This window comes from Enterobacter sp. Li2LvB3 (genome assembly GCF_056156645.1).
Genome location: NZ_JBSICG010000001.1, coordinates 232,847 through 255,348, shown reverse-complemented (window position 1 = coordinate 255,348; position 22,502 = coordinate 232,847). Strand labels below are relative to the sequence as shown.

Annotated in this window: 22 protein-coding genes; 9 read left to right on the top strand and 13 right to left on the bottom strand. The window is 54.3% G+C overall.

The annotated features are described in order from the left end of the window. The first annotated feature begins 56 nt into the window (after positions 1 to 56). On the top strand, positions 57 to 1,499 hold the full coding sequence (pyk, locus tag ACS603_RS01225) for a pyruvate kinase (protein WP_182061494.1): 1,443 nt from the start codon (positions 57 to 59) through the stop codon (positions 1,497 to 1,499). 271 nt (positions 1,500 to 1,770) lie between these two features. Here pyk and lpxM read toward each other — a convergent pair whose 3' ends face one another. The 3 genes from lpxM to znuA form a co-directional block, all read right to left on the bottom strand. After that, the gene (gene lpxM, locus ACS603_RS01220) at positions 1,771 to 2,742 is read right to left on the bottom strand and encodes a lauroyl-Kdo(2)-lipid IV(A) myristoyltransferase (RefSeq protein ID WP_182061495.1); all 972 of its coding nucleotides are present in this window, start codon (positions 2,740 to 2,742) and stop codon (positions 1,771 to 1,773) included. 119 nt (positions 2,743 to 2,861) lie between these two features. Then, entirely contained in the window at positions 2,862 to 4,181 is a 1,320-nt protein-coding gene (gene mepM / locus ACS603_RS01215) for a murein DD-endopeptidase MepM (protein ID WP_315686058.1), read from the bottom strand. A 15-nt stretch (positions 4,182 to 4,196) separates the two neighbouring features. Then, on the bottom strand, positions 4,197 to 5,141 hold the full coding sequence (gene znuA / locus ACS603_RS01210; RefSeq protein ID WP_182063597.1) for a zinc ABC transporter substrate-binding protein ZnuA: 945 nt from the start codon (positions 5,139 to 5,141) through the stop codon (positions 4,197 to 4,199). A 77-nt stretch (positions 5,142 to 5,218) separates the two neighbouring features. On the opposite strand from znuA, the gene znuC reads away from it, so the two are divergent. Both znuC and znuB read left to right on the top strand, forming a co-directional pair. Then, the gene (gene znuC / locus ACS603_RS01205; protein WP_182061497.1) at positions 5,219 to 5,974 is read left to right on the top strand and encodes a zinc ABC transporter ATP-binding protein ZnuC; all 756 of its coding nucleotides are present in this window, start codon (positions 5,219 to 5,221) and stop codon (positions 5,972 to 5,974) included. Next, positions 5,971 to 6,756, top strand: coding sequence for a zinc ABC transporter permease subunit ZnuB (znuB, locus tag ACS603_RS01200; RefSeq protein ID WP_474943615.1), 786 nt, complete (start codon positions 5,971 to 5,973; stop codon positions 6,754 to 6,756). Before znuC ends, znuB begins: the two co-directional genes overlap by 4 nt. A 59-nt stretch (positions 6,757 to 6,815) precedes the next feature. Here znuB and ruvB read toward each other — a convergent pair whose 3' ends face one another. The 6 genes from ruvB to aspS all read right to left on the bottom strand — a co-directional run bounded on the left by ruvB (position 6,816) and on the right by aspS (position 12,178). Then, a complete protein-coding gene (ruvB, locus tag ACS603_RS01195; protein ID WP_315686059.1) occupies positions 6,816 to 7,826 on the bottom strand; it encodes a Holliday junction branch migration DNA helicase RuvB in 1,011 nt (336 codons plus the stop codon). 8 nt (positions 7,827 to 7,834) lie between these two features. After that, positions 7,835 to 8,446, bottom strand: coding sequence for a Holliday junction branch migration protein RuvA (gene ruvA / locus ACS603_RS01190; RefSeq protein WP_014070691.1), 612 nt, complete (start codon positions 8,444 to 8,446; stop codon positions 7,835 to 7,837). Between the two features lie 79 nt (positions 8,447 to 8,525). After that, positions 8,526 to 9,047 carry a crossover junction endodeoxyribonuclease RuvC gene (ruvC, locus tag ACS603_RS01185; protein WP_182061500.1) on the bottom strand — a complete coding sequence of 174 codons (522 nt, stop codon included), beginning with the start codon at positions 9,045 to 9,047 and terminating at the stop codon, positions 8,526 to 8,528. Between the two features lie 33 nt (positions 9,048 to 9,080). After that, positions 9,081 to 9,821 carry a YebC/PmpR family DNA-binding transcriptional regulator gene (locus ACS603_RS01180; protein ID WP_014070693.1) on the bottom strand — a complete coding sequence of 247 codons (741 nt, stop codon included), beginning with the start codon at positions 9,819 to 9,821 and terminating at the stop codon, positions 9,081 to 9,083. Between the two features lie 139 nt (positions 9,822 to 9,960). Further along, on the bottom strand, positions 9,961 to 10,404 hold the full coding sequence (gene nudB / locus ACS603_RS01175) for a dihydroneopterin triphosphate diphosphatase (RefSeq protein WP_182061501.1): 444 nt from the start codon (positions 10,402 to 10,404) through the stop codon (positions 9,961 to 9,963). Position 10,405: 1 nt separating this feature from the next. Continuing rightward, the gene (aspS, locus tag ACS603_RS01170; RefSeq protein ID WP_474943614.1) at positions 10,406 to 12,178 is read right to left on the bottom strand and encodes an aspartate--tRNA ligase; all 1,773 of its coding nucleotides are present in this window, start codon (positions 12,176 to 12,178) and stop codon (positions 10,406 to 10,408) included. Positions 12,179 to 12,444: 266 nt separating this feature from the next. On the opposite strand from aspS, the gene ACS603_RS01165 reads away from it, so the two are divergent. The 5 genes from ACS603_RS01165 to cmoB are packed head-to-tail and all read left to right on the top strand — an operon-like array spanning position 12,445 to position 16,025. Then, positions 12,445 to 13,011: a hydrolase gene (locus ACS603_RS01165; protein WP_315686060.1), complete on the top strand. Its 567-nt coding sequence runs from the start codon at positions 12,445 to 12,447 to the stop codon at positions 13,009 to 13,011. After that, the gene (locus ACS603_RS01160; RefSeq protein WP_446493426.1) at positions 13,008 to 13,826 is read left to right on the top strand and encodes a DUF72 domain-containing protein; all 819 of its coding nucleotides are present in this window, start codon (positions 13,008 to 13,010) and stop codon (positions 13,824 to 13,826) included. Before ACS603_RS01165 ends, ACS603_RS01160 begins: the two co-directional genes overlap by 4 nt. Before the next feature lie 51 nt (positions 13,827 to 13,877). Continuing rightward, the gene (locus tag ACS603_RS01155; protein WP_182061505.1) at positions 13,878 to 14,273 is read left to right on the top strand and encodes an MAPEG family protein; all 396 of its coding nucleotides are present in this window, start codon (positions 13,878 to 13,880) and stop codon (positions 14,271 to 14,273) included. A gap of 40 nt (positions 14,274 to 14,313) precedes the next feature. Beyond that, positions 14,314 to 15,057, top strand: a complete 744-nt coding sequence (gene cmoA, locus ACS603_RS01150) for a carboxy-S-adenosyl-L-methionine synthase CmoA (RefSeq protein WP_182061506.1) — start codon at positions 14,314 to 14,316, stop codon at positions 15,055 to 15,057. Then, positions 15,054 to 16,025: a tRNA 5-methoxyuridine(34)/uridine 5-oxyacetic acid(34) synthase CmoB gene (gene cmoB, locus ACS603_RS01145; protein ID WP_182061507.1), complete on the top strand. Its 972-nt coding sequence runs from the start codon at positions 15,054 to 15,056 to the stop codon at positions 16,023 to 16,025. Before cmoA ends, cmoB begins: the two co-directional genes overlap by 4 nt. 141 nt (positions 16,026 to 16,166) lie before the next feature. Here the strand turns inward: cmoB and cutC are convergent, their stop codons facing one another. Next, positions 16,167 to 16,910, bottom strand: a complete 744-nt coding sequence (gene cutC / locus ACS603_RS01140; RefSeq protein ID WP_474943613.1) for a copper homeostasis protein CutC — start codon at positions 16,908 to 16,910, stop codon at positions 16,167 to 16,169. Positions 16,911 to 16,995: 85 nt separating this feature from the next. Further along, positions 16,996 to 17,556 (bottom strand): VOC family protein, encoded by a 561-nt coding sequence (locus tag ACS603_RS01135; RefSeq protein WP_474943612.1) that lies wholly within the window; start codon positions 17,554 to 17,556, stop codon positions 16,996 to 16,998. Between the two features lie 238 nt (positions 17,557 to 17,794). Here ACS603_RS01135 and argS point away from each other — a divergent pair, with 238 nt between their 5' ends. Beyond that, positions 17,795 to 19,528 carry an arginine--tRNA ligase gene (gene argS, locus ACS603_RS01130; RefSeq protein ID WP_315686064.1) on the top strand — a complete coding sequence of 578 codons (1,734 nt, stop codon included), beginning with the start codon at positions 17,795 to 17,797 and terminating at the stop codon, positions 19,526 to 19,528. A 35-nt stretch (positions 19,529 to 19,563) separates the two neighbouring features. Here the strand turns inward: argS and bglB are convergent, their stop codons facing one another. After that, positions 19,564 to 20,703, bottom strand: a complete 1,140-nt coding sequence (gene bglB, locus ACS603_RS01125; RefSeq protein WP_182061511.1) for a beta-galactosidase BglB — start codon at positions 20,701 to 20,703, stop codon at positions 19,564 to 19,566. Positions 20,704 to 20,707: 4 nt separating this feature from the next. Further along, the gene (locus ACS603_RS01120; protein ID WP_395677143.1) at positions 20,708 to 22,291 is read right to left on the bottom strand and encodes an MFS transporter; all 1,584 of its coding nucleotides are present in this window, start codon (positions 22,289 to 22,291) and stop codon (positions 20,708 to 20,710) included. Between the last annotated feature and the right edge of the window lie 211 nt (positions 22,292 to 22,502).

Below are 22,502 nucleotides of genomic sequence, written 5' to 3'. Positions count from 1 at the left end.
AACGCCGATTCAATGTTCACGCAACACCAAAATTGTTTCAGTCAACGGAGTATTACATGTCCAGAAGGCTTCGCAGAACCAAGATCGTAACCACCTTAGGCCCGGCTACCGATCGCGATAATAACCTCGAGAAAATTATCGCCGCAGGCGCCAACGTGGTACGTATGAACTTCTCTCACGGTACGCCAGAAGACCATAAACTGCGTGCAGATAAAGTACGTGAGATCGCGGCTAAACTGGGCCGCCATGTTGCTATCCTCGGTGACCTGCAAGGGCCAAAAATCCGTGTATCAACATTTAAAGAAGGCAAAGTTTTCCTTAATGTTGGCGATAAGTTCCTGCTTGATGCCAACCTGAGCAAAGGTGAAGGCGATAAAGAGAAAGTGGGCATCGACTATAAAGGTCTGCCTGCTGACGTGGTGACTGGCGACATTCTGCTGCTCGACGATGGCCGCGTTCAGCTGAAAGTGCTGGAAGTTCAGGGCATGAAAGTGTTCACCGAAGTGACCGTGGGTGGCCCGCTTTCCAACAACAAAGGTATTAACAAACTCGGTGGCGGTCTCTCTGCTGAAGCGCTGACCGATAAAGACAAAGCCGACATCGTTACTGCCGCCCAGATTAGTGTGGATTACCTGGCGGTCTCCTTCCCACGCTGTGGTGAAGACCTGAACTACGCTCGTCGTCTGGCGCGTGATGCAGGTTGCGATGCGAAAATCGTTGCCAAAGTTGAGCGTGCAGAAGCCGTTTGCGATCAGGACGCGATGGATGACGTTATCCTGGCCTCCGACGTGGTGATGGTTGCCCGTGGTGACCTGGGCGTTGAAATCGGCGACCCGGAACTGGTAGGTATCCAGAAAGCGCTGATCCGCCGTGCGCGTCAGCTGAACCGCGCGGTGATCACTGCGACCCAGATGATGGAGTCAATGATTACCAACCCAATGCCAACCCGTGCAGAAGTCATGGACGTGGCAAACGCCGTGCTGGATGGTACCGATGCGGTCATGCTGTCTGCTGAAACTGCGGCAGGCCAGTACCCGGCTGAAACCGTTGCTGCCATGGCGCGCGTGTGCCTGGGCGCTGAGAAGATCCCAAGCATCAACGTGTCTAAACACCGTCTGGACGTGCAGTTCGACAACGTGGAAGAAGCCATTGCGATGTCCGCAATGTACGCGGCAAACCACCTGAAAGGTGTTACTGCTATCATCACCATGACCGAATCTGGCCGTACCGCGCTGATGACGTCCCGTATCAGCTCCGGTCTGCCAATCTTTGCTATGTCCCGTCACGAGCGCACCCTGAACCTGACTGCGCTGTATCGTGGTGTGACCCCGGTTTACTTCGACAGCACCAGCGATGGCGTTGCCGCTGCGAACGATGCCGTTAACCTGCTGCGCGACAAAGGCTACCTGGTGTCCGGTGATATCGTTATCGTGACTCAGGGTGACGTGATGAGCACCGTGGGTTCAACCAACACTACCCGTGTTATGACCGTCGAATAATCCCGATGCTGTTAAAAAGCCTCCTCCTTGCGGAGGTTAGGCTTGCCAGTTAAGTACGGTGCAGGATTCCGTTCACCTTAACATCCGCAGAAAATAATTCGTTCAGCACACGTGAACGGGATAAGGGGGCCACCGCGGCCCCCTTAGCACGTTCACCGCAGCGGATTATGCAGGTAGCAGGAAAGTCTGAGTGAACGGAACGATGCCACGAAAATAACAGAGTGGCTTAATATCGTTTAACTGACTGGCATTGCTCCTTGCCGAGGTTTTTTTATTTCTTCGGGAAAAGCTCTTTGCGTTTATAAGGCTCTTTTTCGCCCGGTTTACGCGTTTTAAGCAGCTTGAGTATCCACGTGTACTGTTCCGTATGCGGCCCCACCAGCAGCTCAACCTCTTCATTCATCCGGCGCGCAATGGTGTGATCGTCTGCCGTTAGCAGGTCATCCATTGGCGGGCGCACCTCAATGCTCAGGCGGTGCGTGTTGCCGTCATAAACTGGGAACAGCGGAATAACGCGGGCGCGACACACTTTCATCAGGCGGCCAATCGCAGGCAGCGTGGCTTTGTAAGTGGCAAAGAAATCGACAAACTCACTGTGCTCAGGACCGTGGTCCTGATCCGGTAGATAGTATCCCCAGTAGCCCTGACGCACAGACTGAATAAAAGGTTTAATGCCGTCGTTACGCGCGTGCAGGCGACCACCAAAACGACGGCGGACGGTGTTCCACACATAATCAAAGATCTTATTGCCCTGATTATGGAACATGGCAGCCATCTTCTGACCTTGCGATGCCATAAGCATGGCCGGGATATCAACACCCCAGCCGTGAGGAACAAGGAAGATCACCTTCTCGTCATTGCGGCGCATCTCTTCAATGATTTCCAGCCCTTTCCAGTCAACGCGGCTGAGCAGCTTCTCCGGCCCGCGCAGCGCCAGCTCTGCCATCATCGCCATTGCCTGCGGTGCTGTGGTGTACATCGCATCAATGATAGCTTCACGCTCGGCGTCGCTTTTCTCAGGGAAGCAGTAGTAGAGGTTAATTTGTGCGCGGCGACGGGCGCTTTTACCCATCCGCCCGGCAAGGCGGCCTATTTTGCCCAGAATGGGATCGCGGACGGCCGCCGGGAGCAGCGCGATACCGGCAAACGCATAGACACCCAGCCAGGCGCCCCAGTTAGACGGATGGCGAAACGACGGCTCAAACTCAGGAATGTACTCAATGTTATTTTTTTTTGTTTCCATGCTGATTCCAGGGAAGGTGACGCAAAATAAAGAACAATGCGGATAGTGTAGCGAGGCTGGCGCTTACGTACAAAAGAAAAAGCCGGCGCGCGAGGGCACCGGCTTTGCAAAACACGAGCTTAGTCAAAACGCAGTTGCGGCATCACCTCTTTCACCTGTGCCAGATAATCGGTGCGATCTTTACCGATCAGGCCTTCGGTGCGCGGCAGCTTCGCCGTCAGCGGGTTAACCGCCTGCTGGTTGATCCACACTTCATAGTGCAGGTGTGGCCCGGTTGAACGTCCAGTATTACCGGAAAGCGCGATACGATCGCCACGTTTTACCTTCTGCCCCGGCTGAACCAGCAGTTTACGCAAGTGCATATAGCGGGTGGTGTAGGTACGACCGTGGCGCACGGCAACATAGTAACCTGCGGCACCACTGCGTTTCGCCATGACCACCTCGCCATCACCCACCGCCAGCACAGGGGTCCCCTGAGGCATGGCGAAGTCAACACCACGGTGCGGCGCAACGCGGCCAGTAACCGGGTTCAGACGACGCGGGTTAAAGTTAGAAGAGACACGGAACTGCTTCGCAGTCGGGAATCGCAGGAAGCCTTTCGCCAGCCCCGTACCGTTTCGGTCATAGAACTTGCCGTCTTCAGCGCGGATTGCGTAGTAATCCTTGCCATCAGAACGCAGACGCACGCCCACCAGTTGGCTTTGCTCACGCTTACCGTCCAGCATCTCACGAGACATCAGCACTGAGAACTCATCGCCTTTTTTCAGCTTGCGGAAGTCCATCTGCCACTGCATCGCTTTAATCACCGAGCTGATTTCCGCGCTGGTCAGGCCCGCATCACGCGCGCTGCTGACGAAACTCGCCCCTACCGTGCCTTTCAGCACGCTGTTAACCCAGTCGCCCTGCTGCATTTCACTGCTCATTTTGAAACCGTTTGCAGTGCGATCGTAAGTACGGGTTTCACGGCGGGAAACTTCCCACGTCAGACGTTGTAAATCGCCCTCTGCGGTTAAGGTCCAGGAGAGTTGTTGACCGATTTTGAGGTTACGTAAATCTTTATCTGCGGCGGCAAGCTGGCTGATATCCCCCAGCTCGATGCCGTACTGGTTCAGTACACTACTGAGTGTATCTCCGGTGGATACCACGTATTCGTGGTTACCCGCTTCGGTATCGGTTTTGTCGTCAAGCTCATCCTGCGGAATAGCTTCATCTTCCTGGGCCGCCTGATCGATAGGCTCACTGGCCTCAGGCAACAGAGAACGGATTTCGCTCTTCTCAAGCTCGATGGTTTTGATGACAGGGGTAGAACTCGGGTGGTAGACATAGGGCCGCCATACGGCGACCGCCAGAGTGAGAACTGTAAGCGACCCCAGCATAACGCGATGGGGTCGGGGCAGATTGTTAAATGCCAGAGCGACAGAGCGGGCTATCTGTTGCACGTATTCACTTCCTCGTTAATCTCCTTTCAGGCAGCTCGCATACTGGTTCGCCAGTTGGCTGAGGAACTGCGAATAGCTCGCTTTGCTCAACTGGATGTTCGTTCCTAGCGGGTCAAGGGTACCCATGCGCACGGATGTTCCCCTGGCCACGGCTTCTACGACCGCTGGCCTGAACTGTGGCTCAGCAAAAACGCATGTCGCTTTTTGCTCAACCAACTGTGTTCTGATTTCATGTAAACGCTGCGCACCAGGCTGAATTTCAGGGTTGACGGTAAAGTGACCGAGCGGGGTCAAACCGTAGTGTTTTTCGTAGTAGCCATAAGCGTCATGAAAAACGAAATACCCTTTGCCTTTCAGCGGTGCGAGCTCGTTACCCACCTGTTTATCGGTTGCGGCTAAACTTGCCTCAAAATCTTTCAGGTTGGCGTCTAATTTGGCTCGACTTTGCGGCATAAGTTCCACTAATTTGTCATGGATTGCAACCGCCGAAAGCCGCGCTATCTCTGGCGAGAGCCAAAGATGCATGTTGTACTCGCCGTGATGGTGATGGTCGTCACCTTTTTCACCTTCAGCGTGGTTATGCTCACTTTCGTGCTCGTCGTCGTCAGCCCCTTTCATGAGTAACGGTTTCACGCCTGCAAGGTCCGCAATGGTGACCTGCTTTTGCGCCGGAACCTGTTGGGCAGACTTCTGCATAAACGCTTCCATTTCCGGACCGATCCAAACGACTAAGTCCGCGTTTTGTAAGCGTTTTACATCTGACGGACGCAGAGAATAATCATGCTCAGAGGCACCATCAGGGAGCAAAACCTGGGTCTCCGTTACGCCCTCTGCAATGGCAGATGCGATGAAGCCAAGGGGTTTAAGCGAAGCGACAACGGCAGCGTTAACATCTTGTGCTGTTGTACCCCAAAGGGCAGCGGATAATGCTGCGAAAAGAAGCGTATTTTTATGTAACATAATGCGACTATTCATCGTAATAAGTTCGGGGAATGTGATATTATAACATTCGATGACTTCTGCAAGCTTAAATTGACATGACGACTTTGGTTTCTCTCGAAAATATTTCGGTGTCATTCGGTCAGCGTCGCGTCCTTTCTGACGTTTCGCTGGAACTGAAACCCGGTAAAATACTGACGCTGCTCGGCCCTAATGGTGCCGGGAAATCCACCCTGGTGCGCGTGGTTCTGGGTTTGGTTGCACCCGATGAAGGTGTTATCAAACGTGATAACAAACTGCGTATTGGCTATGTGCCGCAAAAATTACACCTGGACGCCACCCTGCCACTCACGGTGAGCCGTTTCCTGCGCCTGCGCCCTGGCACACGTAAAGACGAAATTCTGCCAGCCCTGAAACGCGTGCAGGCAGGGCATCTGATCGAGGCACCCTTGCAAAAGCTCTCTGGCGGCGAAACGCAGCGTGTTCTGCTGGCTCGCGCATTACTGAGCAGTCCGCAATTGCTGGTCCTCGATGAACCGACCCAGGGTGTTGACGTGAACGGCCAGGTTGCGCTGTACGATTTGATTGATCAGCTTCGCCGTGAACTTGACTGCGCAGTGCTGATGGTTTCTCACGACCTGCATCTGGTGATGGCAAAAACCGACGAAGTGCTGTGCCTGAACCACCACATCTGCTGCTCCGGCACGCCGGAAGTGGTGTCGATGCACCCGGAATTTATCTCTATGTTTGGCCCTCGCGGAGCCGAACAACTTGGCATCTATCGCCATCACCACAATCACCGCCATGATTTACAGGGACGAATTGTGCTGCGTCGGGGAAATGGACACTCATGATTGAATTGTTACTGCCCGGCTGGCTGGCCGGGATTATGCTCGCCTGCGCCGCAGGGCCGCTGGGCTCTTTTGTTGTGTGGCGCAGAATGTCCTATTTCGGCGATACGCTGGCGCACGCCTCGCTGCTCGGCGTTGCCTTTGGTCTGCTGCTGAATGTAAACCCGTTTTATGCGGTGATCGCGGTGACGCTGATGCTGGCAGCCGGTCTGGTGTGGCTGGAAAAACGGCCGCACCTCGCCATTGATACTTTACTCGGCATTATGGCGCACAGCGCATTGTCACTGGGTCTGGTCGTTGTGAGTCTGATGTCGAATATTCGTGTCGACCTGATGGCCTACCTGTTTGGTGACCTGCTGGCCGTTACCCCGGAAGACCTGATCTCTATCGCCATCGGTGTGGTAGTGGTGCTGGCTATTCTGTTATGGCAGTGGCGCAACCTGCTGGCGATGACCGTTAGCCCGGATCTGGCATTCGTCGATGGCGTTAAGCTTCAGCGCGTGAAACTGCTCCTGATGCTGGTAACCGCCTTGACCATTGGTGTGGCGATGAAGTTTGTCGGGGCGTTGATTATTACGTCCCTGCTGATCATCCCGGCTGCGACCGCACGTCGTTTTGCCCGTACGCCAGAACAAATGGCCGTTGTGGCCGTTATTGTAGGGATGATTGCAGTAACAGGCGGGTTGACCTTCTCGGCGTTCTACGACACGCCAGCGGGGCCGTCAGTGGTTCTCTGTGCAGCGGTGCTGTTTATCTTCAGTATGATGAAGAAGGCTGCAGGTTAACATCGAGGGCGCTGATGCCCTCACCCTAACCCTCTCCTACAGGGAGAGGGAAAATAAGGCTACGGCATTGCCGGTGGCGTAATCCCAAAGTGATTCCACGCCCGCACCGTCGCCATGCGTCCACGCGGGGTGCGCTGTAAAAAGCCCTGCTGGATAAGATACGGCTCCAGCACATCTTCTATGGTTTCGCGCTCTTCACCAATCGCTGCCGCCAGGTTATCCAGCCCCACCGGCCCGCCAAAGAATTTATCCAGCACCGCCAGCAGCAGCTTGCGGTCCATATAGTCGAAACCTTCCGCATCCACATTCAGCATGTCCAGAGCCTGTGAAGCGATATCTGACGAGATAGTGCCGTCGTGCTTCACTTCAGCGAAGTCACGGACGCGTCGCAGCAGACGGTTAGCAATACGCGGCGTGCCTCGAGAACGCTTTGCAACCTCAAACGCCCCTTCATCGCTCATCTCCAGCCCCATGTAACGCGCGCTACGGCTGACGATATGCTGGAGATCAGGAACCTGATAAAACTCAAGGCGCTGCACAATTCCGAAGCGATCACGCAGTGGTGATGTTAATGAACCAGCGCGGGTTGTGGCACCAATCAACGTAAACGGCGGCAGGTCGATTTTAATGGAGCGCGCAGCCGGGCCTTCACCAATCATGATGTCCAGCTGGTAATCTTCCATCGCCGGATAGAGTACCTCTTCCACTACCGGGGAAAGACGGTGGATCTCATCAATGAACAGCACATCATGCGGTTCAAGGTTGGTCAGCATCGCTGCCAGGTCGCCCGCTTTTTCAAGCACCGGGCCTGAAGTGGTGCGCAGATTTACGCCCATTTCATTGGCAACGATATTTGCCAGCGTGGTTTTACCTAACCCCGGCGGGCCGAAAATCAGCAGATGATCGAGCGCATCGCCACGCAGTTTTGCCGCCTGGATGAAGATCTCCATCTGGGAACGAACCTGCGGCTGGCCAATGTACTCATCAAGCAGTTTCGGGCGGATCGCGCGATCCACGACGTCTTCTGCCTGAAGGGTGCCTGCCGATACCAGGCGGTCTGCTTCAATCATCCTTTACCTCACAATGCAGCGCGCAGCGCTTCACGAATCAGGGTTTCACTGCTGGCATCCGGTTTGGCGATTTTGCTCACCATACGGCTGGCCTCCTGAGGTTTATAGCCCAGCGCCACCAGGGCAGCAACCGCTTCCTGCTCGGCATCATCAGCCGTTGGCGCACCCGGCGATGTCAGCACCAGGTCTGCCGCAGGGGTAAACAGATCGCCGTGCAGGCCTTTAAAGCGGTCTTTCATTTCAACAATCAGGCGCTCTGCGGTCTTCTTACCGATGCCAGGCAGTTTAATCAGCGCCACTGGATCTTCGCGCTCTACGGCATTCACAAACTGCTGTGCAGACATGCCGGATAAAATCGCCAGCGCCAGTTTCGGCCCGACACCATTGGTTTTAATAAGCTCCCGGAACAGGGTGCGTTCCTGCTTGTTATTAAAACCGTAAAGCAGCTGCGCATCTTCGCGCACGACGAACTGGGTGAAGACAATGGCTTCTTTGCCCGCGTCAGGAAGTTCATAGAAACAGGTCATTGGCATATGGACTTCATAGCCTACGCCTCCCGCTTCAAGCAGCACTAACGGGGGTTGTTTTTCAATGATGATGCCTCTGAGTCTGCCTATCACATGACGCTCCTGCGTTCTGGAAGAGTTAACTGCGGGTATAATAAAAAAAGGCTGGATAAACATCCAGCCTGATTTGTCATTATCGTAACCTGCCTCGCGCCAGATTGAGCCGCGAATCACTCATTTGCATCGCGTTCTGGCTGACATGACAGTGGGTTATCGCAATCGCCAGCGCATCGGCGGCGTCAGCCTGCGGGTTTGCGGGGAGCTTCAACAGCGTGCGCACCATGTGCTGCACCTGGCTTTTCTCCGCGCCACCATTTCCTACCACCGTCTGCTTAACCTGTCTTGCCGCGTATTCGAACACCGGAAGATCCTGGTTCACGGCAGCAACAATCGCTACGCCGCGCGCCTGGCCAAGCTTTAACGCCGAATCGGCGTTTTTCGCCATAAAGACCTGCTCGATAGCGAAATAGTCAGGCTGAAACTGAGTGATAATCTCTGACACGCCTGCGTAGATCAACTTAAGACGTGATGGCAGATCGTCCACTTTGGTACGAATACAGCCACTGCCCAGGTAGGTTAGCTGGCGTCCAACCTGGCGGATGACGCCATAACCGGTGACGCGTGAGCCGGGGTCAATCCCGAGGATAATCGACATCACGCGCCTCCTGTAACGGTTTAAACGCTCTCATCAGAGAGTCGCTGCAACCTCATCAGAGATTTCACCGTTGTGGTACACTTCCTGCACATCGTCGCAGTCTTCGAGCATGTCGATCAGACGCAGCAGTTTAGGTGCAGTTTCTGCGTCCATGTCCGCTTTGGTTGACGGGATCATAGAGACTTCAGCGTTGTCTGCTTTCAGACCCGCCGCTTCCAGCGCATCACGTACCGCACCCATCTCTTCCCACGCGGTGTACACGTCGATAGCACCGTCATCGAAGGTCACAACGTCTTCAGCACCGGCTTCCAGCGCCGCTTCCATGATCACATCTTCGTCGCCTTTCTCGAAAGAAATCACGCCTTTTTTGCTGAACAGGTAAGCGACGGAGCCATCAGTACCCAGATTGCCACCGGTTTTGGTGAACGCGTGGCGCACTTCGGCAACGGTACGGTTACGGTTGTCAGACAGACATTCAACCATGACCGCAGTACCGCCAGGGCCGTAACCTTCATAAATGATGGTTTCCATGTTCGCGTCGTCATCACCGCCCACGCCACGAGCGATTGCACGGTTCAGGGTGTCACGCGTCATGTTGTTAGACAGTGCTTTATCAATCGCTGCACGCAGACGTGGGTTAGAACCCGCATCGCCGCCACCCAGACGTGCTGCTGTTACCAGCTCACGAATGATTTTGGTAAAGATCTTACCGCGTTTGGCATCCTGTGCCGCTTTGCGGTGTTTGGTGTTGGCCCACTTACTATGACCTGCCATAAAAAGTTCTCCAAAATTATCCTGCGCCTTTCAGCTTCCAGATGCGTTGGCTGCGCCCGCTCATACCAGTCACTTACTAATGTAAGCTCCTGGCACTTCACGGCCTTGCCGCCTTCCTGGAAACTGAAATGCCTGGAAATTAATTAACATTAATTACAAATTCTTCAATCGCCTGCCGGTTGCTCCACGACTTGGTCAGTGCGGCGGCATCCGCCGCATCCACCCAGCGGTAGCTCAGGTGTTCAGTGAACACGATCTCCCGTTCATGGGGGAGCGCGAGACAGAACCACGATTCCGTATTGCGCTCGATATCCGGAGCATAGCGATGACGTAAATGGCTAAAAATTTCAAACTCCACCGTGCGCTGACAGTCCTTCAGGGTCAATTGCTCGCAAGCAACATCAATGGCGACCTCTTCCTTTACTTCGCGCGCGGCGGCCTGCGGTGCAGTTTCACCCTCTTCCAGGCTGCCGGTAACCGACTGCCAGAAATCAGGATCGTCACGCCGCTGCAACATCAGCACCCGCTTCGTGTCCAGGGCATAAATGACAACTAAGACAGAAACGGGAAGCTTATATGTCATATCAGTTTTTCTCTTCCTTTTTCACCACGTCGATGCCCAGTTCAGCCAGTGAGGCCGGGTTGGCAAAGCTTGGTGCTTCCGTCATCAGGCACGCCGCGGCGGTCGTTTTCGGGAAGGCAATAACATCACGGATGTTGTCGGTACCGGTCAGCAACATGGTCAGACGGTCAAGACCGAATGCCAGACCCGCGTGCGGAGGCGTGCCGTATTTCAGGGCATCCAGCAGGAAGCCGAACTTCTCGCGCTGCTCTTGCTCGTTAATGCCCAGAATACCGAACACGGTCTGCTGCATTTCGCCACTATGAATACGTACGGAACCGCCACCCACTTCATAGCCGTTGATAACCATGTCGTAGGCATTCGCCACAGCCTCTTCCGGTGCCGCTTTCAGCTCTGTCGCGCTCATGTCTTTTGCCGAGGTGAACGGGTGGTGCATCGCAGTCAGGCCGCCTTCACCGTCGTCTTCAAACATCGGGAAGTCGATAACCCACAGCGGCGCCCATTTGGTTTCGTCGGTCAGGTTCAGGTCTTTGCCGAGCTTCAGACGCAGCGCACCCATCGCATCGGCAACCACTTTCTTGTTGTCTGCACCGAAGAAGATCATGTCGCCGTCCTGCGCACCAGTGCGCTCAAGGATAGCTTCTACGATCTCTGCGTTCAGGAATTTAGCAACCGGGCTGGTAATGCCTTCCAGACCTTTTGCACGCTCGGTAACTTTAATATAGGCCAGACCTTTCGCGCCGTAGATCTTGATGAAGTTGCCGTAGTCGTCAATCTGCTTACGGCTTAAGCTTGCGCCACCCGGTACACGCAGGGCAGCAACACGGCCTTTCGGATCGTTAGCCGGGCCAGAGAACACCGCGAACTCAACGGCTTTCACCAGGTCTGCCACGTCCACCAGCTCCATCGGGTTACGCAGGTCAGGTTTATCAGAGCCGTAGCGACGCTCGGCTTCAGCAAAGGTCATGATTGGGAAATCGCCCAGCTCAACACCTTTTACGTCGTTCCACAGGCTACGCACCAGCGCTTCCATCACTTCACGCACCTGCTCTGCAGTCATGAAGGAGGTTTCTACGTCGATCTGGGTAAATTCAGGCTGACGGTCAGCACGCAGGTCTTCGTCACGGAAGCACTTAACAATCTGATAGTAACGGTCGAAGCCGGACATCATCAGCAGCTGTTTAAACAGCTGTGGTGACTGCGGCAGCGCGTAGAATTTGCCTTTATGAACGCGGGACGGGACCAGGTAATCGCGCGCGCCTTCCGGCGTGGCTTTGGTCAGCATCGGGGTTTCGATATCGAGGAAACCGTGGTCGTCCATAAAGCGGCGCACAAGGCTTGTGATCTTCGCGCGCGTTTTCAGGCGTTGAGCCATTTCCGGGCGACGCAGATCAAGATAGCGGTATTTCAGACGCGCTTCTTCAGTGTTGACGTGGTTGGAGTCCAGCGGCAGCGCTTCAGCACGGTTGATGATAACCAGGTCAGATGCCAGCACTTCGATTGCGCCGGTCGCCATGTCCGCGTTGATATTTTTCTCGTCACGCGCACGAACGGTGCCAGTGACCTGAATGCAGAACTCATTACGCAGCTCAGAAGCCAGTTTCAACACCTCTGCGCGATCAGGATCGAAGAACACCTGAACGATACCTTCGCGGTCGCGCATATCGATGAAGATAAGGCTACCAAGATCACGACGACGGTTGACCCAACCACACAGGGTAACCTGCTGCCCGACGTGGGACTGACGCAGCTGCCCGCAATATTCTGTACGCATGAGATATCCCTTATTTAGCCGCAGGCTGTTTGTCGCCTTTAAATCAGGCTACGTTGTCGCAGCTTTAACTGTATGTCACAACTGGATGAAAAAAGGCGGCTATTATACTGGAAATTCCGCCCGACGATAAGAGAGAAGCACTGTCTGAGGCACGTTTGCTGCACTCTTATTGCGCATTCTCACAAAAATTAACAAAATTATCCGCCCGGTAACAGGCCGGAACATCGTAAGGTGTAGCCGAAGCGATTAATTTGACTGGAGTTACTATGTTTACACTCGATGCCGCCAAAACCGCACTTGTGGTGATTGATTTACAGGAAGGGATCCTGCCATTTGCCGGCGGCCCGCACGCGGCTGATGACGTAGTCAGCCGTGCCGCCCGTCTGGCGGAAAAATGCCGCGCCAGTGGCGCGCCTGTTGTCATGGTGCGTGTCGGCTGGTCTGCGGATTTCGCCGAAGCGTTAAAACAGCCTGTCGATGCACAGGCAGCAGGACATGCGCTGCCGGAAAACTGGTGGACATATCCGGTATCCCTTGGCAAACGCGACAGCGATATCGAAGTCACTAAACGCCAGTGGGGCGCCTTCTATGGCACCGACCTGGAGTTACAGCTGCGTCGTCGCGGGATAGACACCATCATTTTGTGCGGGATCTCCACCAATATCGGCGTCGAGTCCACCGCCCGTAACGCATGGGAGCTGGGCTTTAATCTGGTCATCGTGGAAGATGCGTGCAGCGCAGGCTCTGCGGAACAACACCAGGGGAGCATGACCAATATCTTCCCGCGCATTGGTCGTGTGCGCAGCACCGATGAGGTTTTAAGCGCCCTATGATGTATGTGGGTCTGCCCCAGTGGTCGCACCCGAAATGGGTGCGTCTTGGGATAACCAGCCTCGAAGAGTATGCCCGCTACTTTAACTGCGTAGAGGGCAATACCACCCTGTATGCCCTTCCGAGAGCAGAGATCGTCGAACGCTGGCGGGAGCAAACCAGCGATGACTTCCGCTTCTGCTTTAAGTTTCCGGCAACCATAAGTCATACCGCGGCATTGCGTAACTGTGGTGATTTAACCGCTGAATTTTTTGCTCGGATGTCGCCGCTGGCACATCGTATCGGCCAGTACTGGCTCCAGCTTCCTGCGACATTTGGCCCTCGCGACCTCCCCGCCCTGTGGCAGTTTCTCGATGCCCTGCCCCGAGAATTTACCTACGGCGTTGAAGTGCGGCATCCCGATTTTTTTGCCAAAGGCGAGGCTGAAACAGCCCTCAATCGCGGTTTGCATGAACGCGCGGTTAACCGCGTGATCCTCGATAGCCGCCCGGTGCATAGTGCCATTGCGCATAACGAGGCCATTATTGACGCGCAGCGTAAGAAACCCAAGGTTCCCGTCCATGCCGTGGTAACGGCCAGTAACCCGATAGTGCGGTTTATCGGCAGCGATAACATGCTGCAAAATCAGGAGATGTTCGCCGTCTGGCTGCAAACCCTGCCGAAATGGGAACAGACAACAACCCCGTTCCTTTTTTTGCATACGCCTGATATTGCCCAGGCTCCCGAACTGGTCGATGCGCTCTGGCAGGCCTTGCAGAATGCAGTTCCGTCTGTAGGCGACGCGCCCTCTATCCCACAACAATCTTCTCTTTTCTGATATCACCCCCTATCATATAGACGTGCCATCTGCCAAAAACAGGGAGTTTGTATGGTCAGCGCGCTCTATGCGGTGTTAGGTGCATTACTGCTGATTAAGTTTTCGTTTGATGTTGTGCGCCTCAGAATGCAGTACCGCGTGTCCTACGGCGACGGTGGTTTTTCCGAGCTGCAAAGCGCGATCCGCGTCCACGGTAATGCGGTTGAGTACATTCCCGTTGCGCTGATATTGCTGCTGTTTATGGAGATGAACGGCGCGGAAACCTGGATGGTCCACATCTGTGGTCTGCTTCTGATTGCAGGCCGGTTAATGCATTATTACGGCTTTCACCACCGCTTATTCCGCTGGCGTCGTTCCGGCATGAGCGCAACCTGGTGTTCGCTTTTGCTGATGGTGCTGGCTAACCTTTGGTATATGCCGTGGGAGTTGGTTTTCTCCTTCCATTAGCGCACAATACGCCACTTTATTTTTCCCGGATTTTTACGTTATGTCTGATCGCGACACGCTTTTTTCCGCGCCTATCGCCAGTCTGGGCGACTGGACCTTTGATGAACGGGTAGCCGAAGTCTTCCCTGACATGATCCAGCGCTCTGTTCCTGGTTACTCCAATATTGTCTCCATGATTGGGATGCTGGCTGAACGTTTTGTTCAGCCCGGCACGCAGGTCTACGATCTGGGGTGTTCGCTTGGCGCATCAACGCTGTCGGTTCGTCGTAACGTTCATCACGAAGGTTGTAAAATCATCGCTGTTGATAATTCTCCGGCCATGGTTGAACGCTGCCGTCGCCATATTGACGCGTATAAAGCCCCAACGCCGGTTGAGGTTGTTGAAGGCGATATCCGCGATATCGACATTCAGAACGCCTCAATGGTAGTACTGAATTTCACCCTTCAGTTCCTGGTGCCGGAAGACCGCCAGCTGCTGCTGGACAAGATTTATAAAGGCCTAAACCCGGGCGGCGCGCTGGTGTTATCCGAGAAATTCAGTTTCGAGGATGCCGATGTGGGTGAGCTGCTGTTTAACATGCACCACGACTTTAAACGGGCGAACGGCTATAGCGAGCTGGAGATCAGCCAGAAGCGCAGTATGCTTGAAAATGTCATGCTGACAGACTCCGTTGATACCCACAAAGCGCGTCTGCGCAAAGCCGGGTTTGAGCATAGCGAACTGTGGTTCCAGTGCTTCAACTTTGGCTCTCTGGTGGCGCTGAAAGCCGGAGACGCAGCATGATCGAGTTCGGTAATTTCTATCAGTTGATCGCCAAAAATCACCTTTCTCACTGGCTGGAAACACTGCCTGCGCAAATCGCCACCTGGCAGCGCGATCAGCAGCATGGTCTGTTAAAGCAGTGGTCGAATGCGGTGGAGTTTTTGCCGGAACTGGCTCCTCATCGTCTTGATTTGCTTCACAGTGTAACGGCCGAAAGCGAAGAGCCCCTCTCCGCAGGCCAGACGAACCGTATCGAAACGCTGATGCGTAACCTGATGCCGTGGCGCAAAGGGCCGTTTTCGCTTTACGGTGTGAACATCAACACGGAATGGCGTTCAGACTGGAAATGGGATCGCGTTCTGCCGCATCTGTCTGACCTCAGCGGGCGCACCATTCTGGATGTGGGCTGCGGCAGCGGTTACCACATGTGGCGCATGATTGGTGCAGGCGCGCATCTGGCGGTCGGCATCGATCCTATGCAGCTGTTCCTGTGTCAGTTTGAAGCCGTGCGTAAATTGCTCGGCAATGACCAGCGAGCGCATCTGCTGCCGCTGGGTATCGAGCAATTACCGGCGCTGAAAGCCTTTGATACCGTGTTCTCTATGGGCGTGCTTTATCACCGTCGTTCCCCGCTTGAGCATCTGTGGCAGCTGAAAGATCAGCTGGTCAGCGGTGGTGAGTTGGTGCTGGAAACGCTGGTTATCGAAGGTGACGAGAATGCCGTTCTGGTGCCTGGTGACCGCTACGCGCAGATGCGCAACGTGTACTTTATTCCTTCCGCGCTGGCGCTGAAAAACTGGCTTGAGAAGTGCGGTTTTGTGGATGTGCGCATTGCCGATGTGAGCGTGACCTCAATCGAAGAGCAGCGCCGTACAGACTGGATGATTACCGAATCGCTGGAGCAGTTCCTCGACCCGGCAGACCACAGTAAAACGATTGAAGGCTATCCGGCACCGATGCGTGCGGTGCTGATTGCGACGAAGCCGTAGTCTTTTTTGCCGGGTGGCGGCTAACGCAGCTGCGGCTTGAAATATGAAGAAGAAAAAAAGGCCCCTGTGTAATTGGCAGGGGCCTGGTACAAGCAAGCATCATATTGGGCGACATGATGCGCGGTAAAAATCGGTACGTTGCTACACGTGATGACGTTCAATCATCGATTTCATTACCGCAACCGACTCTCCATCTACACCGTAGCGTGAATACTCATCCGCCTCAGCATCCGTCGACATTGACAACCCTGTATTGCGATAACGCATAGGCGAAGGCATCCATTTGCCTGCTGAGCTATGAAGCTCTTCTACCCCTGCGTTTAAAAACAGATTCAGATTGCTGGTGCGAACTCCTGCACCTGCCATTATTGTTAGAACACCGGAATGTGCTTTTAGTTCCGTAATTAATTGCAGTCCTTTTTCTGCGGACGACTGCTGACCCGATGTCAGGATACGCGAAACGCCAAGTTCTGCCAGATTATCAAAGGCTTGCACTGGATTTTTACACATATCAAATGCACGATGAAAAGTGACTGCCAGCCCTTTCGCCGCATCCATGACCTGACGCATCCTCGGCATATCGACATTGCCGTCTTCATCAAGCAGGCCGATAACCAGGCCCGGGAATCCCAGGTCGCGAACGAGGGCGATATCTTCCAGCATGGCACTGAATTCACCCGCCGTGTAACAAAAATCACCGCCGCGCGGACGAATGATCGGGTGAACCGGAATGGAAACCGCCTGACGGGCAGAGTTCAGCATCCCGTAAGAGGGTGTTAAGCCCCCTTCTTTGGGCGCCGCGCACAGTTCAATGCGATCGGCCCCATGTTGTTGTGCGGTCACGGCACACTCCACGCTGTAACAACAAATCTCCAGCAGCGCCATTCAATCCTCCTTAAAAATCCACGAAACGAACTATCATGACACGCCTGCCGCCGTGGGTCCTGGCGTGAACTCACAAGTCTTACACTCAGGCTTCGCTGGCAACAATCTGTTCAATCGTCCACGGATGAAACTTCACGGTAACCTGCCCGTCTGTCACGGCAAGCGTCGGGTTTGGCAAACGCTCGCGCTCCCCTTTTGGTGAGCTGGTTTTCACGAAGATACCCGGCTTGCTTAATCCTTCGTCAGACAACAGGGCCAGCGCGCGGGCATTCAGGTTTTCAGGCTCGCCCGGCAGCACAATTTCGATGTGTTCCCAGCCTTCATGCGGGTAGCGTTTTTCACCCGGCCACGGCAGCTCAACAACGCTGAATTGCCAGTGGGCAACGCAAACCGGTTCGTGCAGCTTAAACAGGCAAATTGGGCGTCCGTTGATGATGTTTTCTGACAGCAACTCCCCGCACAACTCAAACCCACGACGCCAGCGTTCGGCGGTGGCATTCTGGTGGCAGCGCAGCGAAATGTGATCGGCCTCAAGCGGCGCAATATCCAGACCAAGACGGGTGGCAAGTTCTGTGAACGCCTGGGTGAAACGCGGGAGATCTGCGGAAATATCATGCAGTTCGTCAATGGATTGCCAGTTCGCCATAAAATCGTCTCTCAATATGTCGCAAAGCCGCTAATTTACTCTGTTGCCTCGTTTCTACCAACCGCAGCGTTGCGGTTTTTATGACTGCATGATTATGCATGCTGCCTTAGCCTGGATTCTGTACAATCAAAGGCCCCCGCAGTGCTGACGCCAGAAGGCATTTGCAGTATACTCCCGCCCTAAATTCTTAAACTGGCGCGGATGTGTTGAGTCCGCATCAAAAATGTAAGGTATCCAGGTGAATATTCAGGCTCTTCTCTCAGAAAAAGTCAGTCAGGCACTGATTGCCGCAGGCGCACCTGCGGATTGCGAACCGCAGGTTCGTCAGTCAGCAAAAGTACAGTTTGGCGACTATCAGGCTAATGGCGTGATGGCAGTAGCTAAAAAACTGGGCATGCCGCCGCGACAACTCGCTGAGCAGGTGCTGACTCATCTGGATCTCACCGGTATTGCCAGCAAAACTGAAATTGCCGGCCCTGGCTTTATCAATATCTTCCTTGACCCGACATTCCTGGCAGGCAACGTTGATGCAGCGCTGAAGTCTGACCGTCTGGGCGTAACGCAGCCAGAAGCGCAGACCATCGTGGTTGACTACTCTGCGCCAAACGTGGCGAAAGAGATGCACGTCGGTCACCTGCGCTCCACCATCATTGGTGATGCGTCCGTGCGCACGCTGGAGTTCCTCGGCCACAACGTTATCCGTGCGAACCACGTGGGTGACTGGGGTACGCAGTTCGGGATGCTGATTGCTTACCTGGAAAAACAGCAGCAGGAAAATGCAGGCGAAATGGCGCTGTCAGACCTGGAAGGTTTCTACCGCGAAGCGAAAAAACACTACGACGAAGACGAAGTCTTCGCCGAGCGTGCCCGTAGCTACGTGGTGAAATTGCAGGGCGGCGATGCGTACTTCCTCGATATGTGGCGCAAACTGGTAGACATCACCATGTCCCAGAACCAGTTAACCTATAACCGCCTGAACGTGACTCTGACCCGTAACGATGTGATGGGTGAAAGCCTGTACAACCCAATGCTGCCAGGTATTGTGGCTGACCTTAAAGCGAAAGGTCTGGCGGTAGAGAGCGAAGGCGCAACGGTTGTGTTCCTTGATGAGTACAAAAACAAGGAAGGCGAACCGATGGGCGTGATCATCCAGAAAAAGGATGGCGGCTATCTGTACACCACCACCGATATTGCCTGCGCGAAATACCGTTACGAAACCCTTCATGCCGATCGCGTGCTGTACTACATCGATTCCCGTCAGCACCAGCATCTGATGCAGGCGTGGACGATTGTGCGTAAAGCAGGCTACGTGCCTGATTCTGTTCCACTGGAACACCACATGTTCGGGATGATGCTCGGCAAAGACGGTAAACCATTCAAAACCCGCGCTGGCGGCACAGTAAAACTGGCTGACCTGCTGGATGAAGCGCTGGAACGCGCCCGTCGTCTGGTGGCTGAGAAAAACCCGGATATGCCAGCCGATGAACTGGAAAAACTGGCTAACGCGGTAGGTATTGGTGCCGTGAAATATGCGGATCTGTCCAAGAATCGTACCACCGACTATGTGTTCGACTGGGATAACATGCTGGCGTTCGAAGGTAACACTGCGCCGTATATGCAGTATGCCTACACCCGTGTGTTGTCTGTGTTCCGTAAAGCGAATATCGACGAAAGCGTACTGGCCAATGCCGCGGTTCAGATCAGCGAAGATCGTGAAGCCCAGTTGGCCGCCCGCCTGCTGCAATTCGAAGAGACGCTGTCAGTCGTTGCCCGCGATGGCACCCCGCACGTGATGTGTGCGTATCTGTACGATCTGGCTGGCCTGTTCTCTGGCTTCTACGAGCACTGCCCTATCCTGTCAGCAGAAAGCGAAGAGGTGCGCAACAGCCGCCTGAAGCTGGCGCAGTTGACGGCGAAGACCCTGAAACTGGGTCTGGATACCCTGGGTATCGAAACCGTAGAGCGTATGTAAAAAAAGAAACCCGGCAAGCGCCGGGTTTTTTATTATCAGAAGTACTTACGCAAATATTCCGTTAAACACAAGATTGCCATCGCCTGGCCGTACGGCATCGACGTCAACGGGATCTGGCGATAAAACGCCAGGTCGCTCCCCATCCCCGTACCGAATGACGTTTGCAGTAACTCCCCTTCCGGCGAAATATTTTTCACAATTCCGCGAATCGCTTTATCGGCGACGTCGGCATACTCCGCCCCGACATAGCGCTTACGCACTGCTTTCAGAATACCGTAAGCAAACCCCGCAGTTGCTGATGCCTCGAGGTAGGAATCTGGATCGTCAAGCAGCGTGTGCCACAGGCCGCTGTCGTCCTGACATTTTGCCAGAGCGGTAATCTGTGCGTTCAGCACCTGCACCAGATAACGACGCACGGCGCTGTTTTCCGGCAGATCCACAAGCTCGAGGAAATCCGGGATGACGATGGTCAGCCAGCTGTTGCCGCGCGCCCAGCGGGCCCTGGCAAAGTTGTGGTTTCCTTCGTAATTCCAGCCGTGGAACCACAACCCGGTTTCCCTGTCCATCAGGTTCTGCACGTGCAGCAGGAACTGATACACCGCTTCCTCAACGTATTCCGGTTTGTTCAGCAACTTACCGATTTTCGCCAGCGGCAGCACCGTCATCATCAGCGTGTCATCCCACATCTGCTGATGGTTCTCTTCAGCCAGTGTGATGTGCTGCATCCCGCCGTGATCGGTGCGCGGCATCTCGTTCATCGCCCATTCTGCCCAGCTTTCCAGCCACGGCAGCCAGGCCGGGTTTTTCGTCTCTTCGTAGCGATAAGCCAGGGTCAGAAACGGTGACATCGTGTTGACGTTTTTGGTGGTCGCCCCTTCCGCGAAGCGGTTGGTAAACCAGCTGTCAATAATGTCACGCATCGCTACGTCGCCGGTCTGGCAGTAATACTGCCAGATGCCGTATAAGCCGACGCCATGCGTCCACTCCCATCCCGCCCAGCCTTTGGTGTCGATCACGCGCCCGTCGTCCAGTCGCAGTAAAAATTCGCCCGTTTTATCGTGAATGTTCACCAGATTATGTGTCACCTTCTGAATCAGTGACTTCAGCTCATCCCTGGCGATAAAACGCTCAGGCTGACGCAGTAACGGACTCTGTTTGACAGGCCAAACTTTCATAATCTTAACCTCTGTTGTATGTCGAATTCAGTACTGCGCCATCCTTCAGAGAAGGTGCCGCTGGCTTATTACGATTCAGGTAACCGATGTTGTTGTTGCCCCACAGTGACTCGAATGGCATCCCGGCGAGCATCTCCACCGTCGCACGGGCTTGCGGGGTTGCGGCTTCAGGCATCGCCCTGCCAGACTCACGCATTTTGGCGGTCTCTTCACGCAGCGTACTGTGGGTCTGCAAATTGAGTTTGAACCGCAGGGACACCAGGAAGCCGCAGAACAGCACCAGAACGGTTCCCACACTCAGTATCATCAGAATGGTGTGGCTCACTTCAGCAGGCTGAACCTTCTGCCCGCTGACAAAGCCGGACATCTGCATCACGATCCCCACCAGCATTACCGCACCCGCCTGAGATGCTTTACGTGTCAGGGTCATGATGCCGGCAAAGATCCCTTCGCGGCGCTGACCGGTGATCACTTCGTCCACGTCAGCAATGTAGGTGTAGGTATTCCACGGCACGTAGTTGATACCACCGCGGCCCAGCCCCGCCACCGCGGAAACCAGCAACAGCAGTGAGAAGATGTCACTCAGTCCGGCGTAATAAAGCACGGCATACGAAACAGACGCCAGGCCAAACAGCACCACCACCATGCGGTAGGACGGCGCAGGTCCGAAGCGGATGCACAACGGGATCATGGCGATGACCGCAATAAACTGGAAGCTCGCCATCGTGCCGAGCAGGGTCGACGCCATTGACGCTTCCTGCATCAGGACAAACACCACGTAGTAGGTGAATACCGCATTGAACACGTCCTGCGCGATGTAACCCCCCAGGTACATCCCCAGGTGCTGACGGAAGATTTTAATGCGCAGCGTAGAGCTTAACTCCACAAACAGGCGGTTGAGACTCTGTTTCAGAGACAGTTTTTTCTTCTCTTCTTCGGCACGCAGCGCCGCTTCTGTCCAGTCTTCGCGCGGGCGTTCCCAGGTAAAGCACCAGACGAAGGTCAGCATCACCGCGCAGAGCACAGAGAAGACCAGGCTTGCATAGAAGAAGGAAACCGCGTTGTCTTTACCAAAGTGAGTCAGTAAGACACCCGGCAGGAATGAAGCAAGAATGGCCGACATCTGCGCCATTGAGATACGCGCGCCAGAGAATTTGGTTTTCTGTTTGAAGTCATCGGTCATCTCCGGTACCAGCGTTTCGTATGGCACCAGAATCATGGTGTAGACGACATCGAACACCAGATAGGTCAACAGGTAGTACCAGAAATTCATGTCCCCTACCCACATCAGTGAATAGCTGAACACGCAAGGAATGCCGAGCAGGATAAAGAACTTACGCCGACCGAAGCGTTTTCCAAACCAGGTCGTGCCAAAGTTATCGGTTAAAAAGCCCATTAACGGGCTGACCACAGCATCCAGTACCCTTGCAGCAGCAAAGATAAATGTTGCCTCAATCGGCGAGAGTCCACAGAAGGTCGTATAAAAATATAAAAGCCAGGCGGAGGTCAGCGCAGTCGTCCCTGCGCCAAGGAAATCGCCCGAGCCATAAGCAAGGTAATTTGCGAGTCCAATTTTACGTGTTTTCATTGCCGTCAACCCTAATCAGTGTTGGGAGACTCCCTGTAAGCAACCTCATCCGGGAGTTTTTACACGGCTACAGTAAAAGTATCGTCAGGGTGATACCTTTCTGTTTTTGCCACCTCAAACAAGGGGATGGCAAAAATGCAAAGAGTGTCGCTACGCGTGTCACTGATTTATAAAACAGCGTTTCTTTTGCATCAAAAGCAGGTGTCATTTT